Origin of the sequence: Niastella populi, from assembly GCF_002078015.1 — a bacterium.
GTDB lineage: Bacteria > Bacteroidota > Bacteroidia > Chitinophagales > Chitinophagaceae > Niastella > Niastella populi.
Map to the genome: position 1 here is coordinate 188,500 of NZ_LWBP01000078.1, position 6,929 is coordinate 195,428.

A 6,929-nucleotide genomic window follows, 5' to 3' on the forward strand; every position below is an offset into this window, starting at 1 on the left:
ACCAGCCTGCATCAGTAATTACCAACTTTTTGCAACTCACTCCCCTTTCATCATTGATAATTATAGCCAAATGAATGAAATTAATCGCCGACCTCTCTTCACATTAGGATACGACTTCATTCCTGATCAATTTTTACCCAAAGGAAAAGACGAATATTACCTGCGCAATAAACAGGTAAAGAACGGCATCGACTACCGGCATTTGTCGGCATATGAAATAGAAGTGCTGGTGCGCAACCGCAATACATCCGACAACTGGAACAACCTGCTGGTATCAGACCTGTTCAACCCCGAGCTGGTTCAAAACTGTAAGTTCTTCGGACTGGTGCGAATAGGCAAACTGGAACCTTATTATCTCGAATACCATAACCTGCGCCGCCCCGTAGGTTTTTATAACAGTACCGTTATCAGTTGCGACTTTGGTGACAATGTGGTTGTCGATAACGTGAACTACATTTCCCATTACATCATTGGCAATGACGTAATGCTGGTGAACTGTAATGAAATTGCCACAACCGATCACTCTAAATTCGGTAATGGCATTTTAAAAGAAGGCGAGCCGGAGAACATCCGCATCTGGATGGAATTGTGCAATGAAAATGCCGGCCGCAGTATCCTTGCCTTCGATGGCATTTTACCCGGCGATGCATTCCTGTGGACCTATTTCAGGGATGATGATAAATTACTGAACCGCTTCAAAGAGTTCACTGAAAAGAAATTCGATGCGTTGCGCGGTTATTATGGTACCATAGGCGACCGCACGGTTATCAAGAACTGTCGCATTTTAAAGGATGTTAAGATAGGCTCCGATGCTTATTTAAAAGGCGCCAATAAAATAAAGAACGTTACCATCAATTCTTCGGCCGAAGCCAATACCCAGGTGGGTGAAGGTTGCGAACTGGTGAACGGAATTATTGGTTACGGATGCCGGCTGTTCTATGGCGTAAAAGCCGTACGTTTTGTACTGGCATCTTTTTCACAACTTAAATACGGGGCACGGCTGATCAACTCTTACCTGGGCGATAACTCAACCATCTCCTGTTGTGAAGTGTTGAACTCGCTTATTTTCCCATCGCACGAGCAACACCATAACAACTCATTCTTATGTGCAGCGCTGGTACAGGGACAAAGCAATATGGCTGCCGGTGCAACCGTAGGTTCAAACCATAACAGCCGCAGCCCGGATGGTGAGATCGTTGCCGGCCGTGGTTTCTGGCCCGGCCTATGCGTAAGCCTGAAACACAATTCAAAATTTGCCTGCTATTCCATTCTCGCCAAAGGCGATTATCCGGCTGAGTTGAACATTCCCATCCCGTTCTCGCTTATCAGCAATGACCTCAGCAAAGACCAACTGGTAGTAATGCCGGGGTACTGGTTCATGTATAACATGTATGCGCTTGCGCGTAATGCGTGGAAGTATATCGACCGCGATAAACGGATCGACAAAACGCAAACACTGGAGTTCAACTTCCTTGCGCCCGATTCCATCAACGATGTATTGCAATCATTGCCTTTATTGCAGAAGTTTGTAGGCAAAGCCTGGCTGAAACGCGAAGGCAACCATAAAAAGATGAGCGATGAAGAGCTCATCGACATTGGTAAGGTATTGCTCGATACAAAAGACCCGGTTGTGAATGAGCTGGCCATTATGGCCGATGACTTCGAGAATACCCGCCGCCCGGTACGCATCATAAAGGTGATGAAATCGTACCACCTGTTCAAAGAACTGGTGATATACTACCTGGTGCAGCAATTGATCGAGCATATCAGCGCCAACAATATCAAAACACATGAACAACTGATAGAAAGCCTGCCGGCAAAAGCAGCCATTGCGCCATGGATGAATGTAGGCGGACAATTGATCCTTCGCTCGGAAATTGATAAGCTGAACAAACAGATCGTTGCCGGTAAAATAAAAGACTGGAACGCGGTGCACAACTTCTATATACAGCAGGGTAAACACTACCCGACTGAAAAGCTGGCGCATGCCATGGCAGCCGTTAAAGAGGTGTATGATATCAATTTGAAGAAAGCCAGCGCGGGTATTATTAAATCGCTGTTACACCAAAGCATTGGCACCAAAGAGTGGATGGTAAAAGAAATATACGAATCGCGCGCCAAGGATTATCGCAATCCTTTCCGCAAAATGGTATACGAAACTACCGAAGCCATGAATAAAGTGGTGGGCAGGCTGGAAGACAATAGCTTTATTAAACAGGAGCAAAAAGCGTTGGAAAACTATAAAGCATCCATTCTTCAACTGGTTGCCAAATTAAAACTCGATAAACAGGCTAAACTGAAAACAGCCTGATAAATATAGTTTAAGTCAAAGGAGTGAAATGTTTAATCGCACATTTCACTCCTTTTTATTTCTGCCTACCCTATTTTATAATTATGAACCGCAAAACATTTGATGGTCCTTTGGGCGTAAAGGCATAAATGCCATATACACCGGCCGGTAACAAAGGCATTTCCACTGGCAGGCGGTTAACACCCCGTTCAAGAATTGTATTTACTGTTTTAACAACCTGGCCATTATTATTCACTACGCATAAACGCACCTGTGTTTTCTGAAAAGCGCGGCAGGTAAGTACCGGATACCTGGCAGAAGTGATTGCCACCAGCTGTAAGGCGCCGCTATAATTATTTACGACATTATTTCCTCTGGCTGTAGTATCATCAACCAATGCAAGCGGGCCTTCAACCGGCACACTGCTTCCCAATGCAAATTGGTCGGGTGTTGCGCTCCATGAAACCACGTTGTTACTTACCACTGACCCACGCGAACCTGCTGTACCCGTAAACGCAGTATTGCCATTATTCAGCCAAACGCCGTTATCGAGCCGCGCAACTCTCGCTGTTGCCAGGTTGGTGCCTACCCCACTATTGGGTCCATTAAATGACAATTCAACTGATGCCGAAGCTGGACCGGCATCAGCCAGAATGCTCCAGTAACCGGTTTGCGAAATATAACTTATCCCGGCGCCGTAGGTGTTGCTGATCAGTTGGGGATTGCTGCCAACATACTCAACATTGAAATTACCGCTGACATTCTTCAGTGTAAGCCATCGCATGACATTTCCCTTCCCAACAGGGAATAAAAACTGATCCGTAGCAGACAACCCTTCTTTTCGAAGCGGGCCATCGATAAAACTATCATCTGATAAACTGTCTGCTATGATACTACATCCGCTTAATAGCTTTAAAATGTTAGAACCGGAAGTAATTATTCTTCCTTTCACGAGGTGTAATTTGTATGGCAATGACCATGGCGAGGTAAGCGTAGCGCCTTCGGTACTGTTCATCTTTACGGCAACATTGTCTTTTATAGTACCCTTACAATCTATCTGCTGCAAAGTGTTACCACCGAAAACCATTTCAGGCAAACCGGTACCGGTTTCAGTTATTACGCCTGTGGCGCTTTGCACCACGTGCCTGTTCACAACAGTGACCAGGCTTCGGTTATTATTACCCAAATTGAGCGTACCACCCTGCTGGATCAGGTCACGGCCAACGAAAAGCGTATCGGAAAAGTTGAGACTGAAAGTCACGCCGGTACCAATATAAAGATCGCTTTTAAGGGTAATGGTATTGGTGCCTGATGCGGTATAGGTAACCGTTCCGTTCATAGCATTTGATAATAAAACAAGTTTGCCATAAGTACGGCCGCTTAGTGAAATAGTGCTTGAAGCAGTAGGTAAATCAAATTCAAAGGTCCCTTCTTCTGTGCCCGGCGCCCTCGATAACACCGCTACAATGGCGGCATGGCTACCTTCAGTGTTCTGAATAAACCTGCCACCATTGCTGATCTTTAGCGAATCAGCGATCTCAACAGGTAAACCGCTCCCGGTGCCTGAAGCATTTTTAAATATGCCGCCGTTCCCGATCACCATACCATAAGCAGCGCCTGAAACTTTAAAACCGGGAAGGGCTGTATTGGCAGCAGGCAGTATTAATTCGATAGTTCTGCCTGCGCCGGGCGCAATGGTTACCGATCGTACATGAACCATGCTGTCACCACCCGGCAAATGGATGGTATAGTTACCGGTTAAAAATGAGTTGTCGAAAATAATATCGTCAGTAACAGCAGGGAGTACATTCCCCGACCAGTTATCTGGTGTCATCCACCGGCCATCGCCGGCTTCACCATCCCATCGAAGCTGGGCAAAAGAGGGAACATTTACCAAAAGGACAAATAAAAGCAGTAGCTGCAAAGTAAGCAACAGTTTTGTATTTAGCATAACAGTAAAGTTTATGCTACTTTATAGAGCCTGTAATATGAAGATAAAAAATATATCTATTCAACAAAACAAAAATTAATAAAAATTCGAATACTGGTTAGTGTAATACACAATTGAATACCTATGGATACAATTTTGTACTCTGTCAACCTGTACTGTGCGGGGCATAAAAAAAAGCCGCACCAGGCGGCTTTTATATGAAGGAAGATCATTTTTTTCTGAAGAAGATCCGCACCGGAACACCAGTGAAATTGAAATGCTGGCGCAGCTGGTTCTCGAGGTAATTCTTATACGGCTGCTTTACATCATCGGGAAAATTGCAGAAGAAAGCGAACGACGGAACGTGTGTTGGGAGTTGCGTTACATATTTAATACGGATAGGATTACCACGCACCACAGGCGGCTGGTAGGCGGCAATTGCTTTCAGCATTTGCTCGTTCAACTCTGAGGTTGGTATCTTGCGTTGTTTGTTATCATACACTTCAAGCGCAACCTCTATAGCTTTATGGATACGCACTTTTTCCAATGCTGAAATGAATATAACAGGCACATCAGAAAAAGGCGCAATGCGCTTCTTTAGTTCATTTTCATAATCGCGGGCGGTATTGGTGGCTTTCTCCATCTTATCCCATTTGTTCACCAGCAGCACAATGCCTTTTCCTTTACGAACCGCCAAACTGAAAATGTTCAGGTCCTGCGCCGTAATACCTTTCTCCGCATCCAAAAGCAGCATACATATATCGGCTTCATCCATTGCCTTAATGGCGCGGATGACCGAATAGAACTCCAGGTCTTCATGCACTTTTGTTTTGCGGCGGATACCGGCGGTATCGATCAAAACAAATTCTTTCTGAAATAAATTATAATGGGTGTGAATGGTATCGCGGGTAGTGCCGGCGATATCACTTACGATGGTGCGCTCCTGCCCGATTAAAGCATTCAGCAATGACGACTTACCCACATTTGGCTGACCTATGATGGCAAACTTGGGCAATACGCCTTCAGCCTCGAGGGCAGCTACATTCTCTTCGGTAATTAATTCCGCCACTGCATCGAGCAGTTCGCCGGTTCCGCTACCGCTCATGGAGGAAAGGAAATAAATGTTATCGAAGCCCAGCCCGTAAAACTCGGTAGCTTCCAGCAGGCGTTCGTGATTATCGACCTTGTTTACTACGAGGAATACCGGTTTGGCGGTACGGCGCAATACATCGGCCATTGATTCATCGAGGTCGGTAATGCCGGTAGCGGCATCAACCATAAACAATAAGGCGTTCGCTTCTTCAACTGCGATCATCACCTGTTTATTGATCTCTTTTTCAAAAGCCTCTTCGCTTTGGGGTACAAAACCACCGGTATCGATGACGTTGAATGATTTACCATTCCATTCGGCCACCCCATACTGCCGGTCGCGGGTTACGCCGCTCACATCATCGACGATTGCCTTGCGCTGCTCAAGCAGGCGATTAAAAAAGGTGCTTTTCCCTACGTTGGGCCGTCCAACTATTGCTACTGTAAAACCTGCCATAATGTTTGCTCAAAAATTATTAGTGATAGCCGTATTCTTTTAACATAAACTCATTATCGCGCCACTTAGGCCGCACTTTAACAAAGAGTTCGAGAAATACCTTTTGTCCGAGGAATTGTTCAATATCCTTTCTGGCTTCCGTGCCAAGCTGTTTGATCATTTTGCCGCCTACGCCCAACAGAATGCCTTTCTGGGTTTCGCGGTTAACGATGATATCGGCGGAAATTTTGATCAGTGATGATTTTTCCTTGAATTCATTTACAATAACGGTTGTATGATAGGGTATTTCTTCCTGGTATAAATAAAATATCTTTTCCCTGATCAGTTCGGCACAAAAGAAACGGGTTGGTAAATCGGTCATTTCATCGCCTTCAAAAAAAGGCGGGTTATCGGGAAGGAATTGCAGGATGGCATTGATCAGTTCCTGCAGACCGGTTTTCTTCAGGGCCGAAATGCCTGCGATCGCTTTGCAATAAGATTTCGAACCGAAGAATGCAAATACCTCTTCTTTTCTTGCTGCCGATACGTCATCGAGTTTATTGACAACGATGATGGCGGGCACTTTCAAACGCAATGCTTCAAAGATGGTGTTCACTTCCACGAGGTTCTCTTTCACATCCACCATTAATAAGGCAACATCAACATCTTCGAGTGCCTGTCTTACGGCAAACATCATTTTTTCCTGCAGCTTGTATTTGGGCTCAATGATACCGGGGGTATCGGAAAAGATGATCTGGTATTCAGGTTCGGTTAAAATGCCTTTGATGCGGTGACGGGTGGTTTGTACTTTGGGTGATACAATAGCCAGCTTTTCGCCCATAAGAGCGTTAAGCAATGTACTTTTGCCCGCGTTGGGCCTACCAAATATGCTAACAAAACCCGCTTTCATTGTATCTAAAATTCCTGCAAAGGTAAATTATTAAAATTTGTTTGGTGGCAATGATTTATATCTTTATCTTTGCAACCCAATTAACAAAGAAGATATTGCGAAGTGAAGCGGAAAATTGGAAAGTTCTTTAAGTATTAAGACGTTAGAAACTCAATATCGCAAAATAAAGTAGCGAGTAAAACATATTACATCGCGCGGTAGAGCAGCGGTAGCTCGTCGGGCTCATAACCCGAAGGTCGCAAGTTCGATCCTTGCCCGCGCAACTTGGTAAAAG

General features: G+C 45.0%; 4 protein-coding genes and 1 tRNA gene. 2 read left to right on the forward strand and 3 right to left on the reverse strand.

The annotated features are described in order from the left end of the window. Positions 1-70 precede the first annotated feature (70 nt). A complete protein-coding gene (locus tag A4R26_RS09105; RefSeq protein WP_081163472.1) occupies positions 71-2,311 on the forward strand; it encodes a DUF4954 family protein in 2,241 nt (746 codons plus the stop codon). Positions 2,312-2,381: 70 nt separating this feature from the next. Here the strand turns inward: A4R26_RS09105 and A4R26_RS09110 are convergent, their stop codons facing one another. The 3 genes from A4R26_RS09110 to era form a co-directional block, all read right to left on the reverse strand. Continuing rightward, a complete protein-coding gene (locus A4R26_RS09110; protein ID WP_081163473.1) occupies positions 2,382-4,241 on the reverse strand; it encodes a hypothetical protein in 1,860 nt (619 codons plus the stop codon). Positions 4,242-4,449: 208 nt separating this feature from the next. Then, the gene (gene der, locus A4R26_RS09115; protein ID WP_081163474.1) at positions 4,450-5,766 is read right to left on the reverse strand and encodes a ribosome biogenesis GTPase Der; all 1,317 of its coding nucleotides are present in this window, start codon (positions 5,764-5,766) and stop codon (positions 4,450-4,452) included. A gap of 19 nt (positions 5,767-5,785) precedes the next feature. Further along, positions 5,786-6,655 carry a GTPase Era gene (gene era / locus A4R26_RS09120; protein ID WP_081163475.1) on the reverse strand — a complete coding sequence of 290 codons (870 nt, stop codon included), beginning with the start codon at positions 6,653-6,655 and terminating at the stop codon, positions 5,786-5,788. Positions 6,656-6,846: 191 nt separating this feature from the next. Between era and A4R26_RS09125 the strand changes: the two genes are divergently transcribed. Further along, positions 6,847-6,918, forward strand: a tRNA-Met gene (locus tag A4R26_RS09125). Positions 6,919-6,929: the final 11 nt, after the last annotated feature.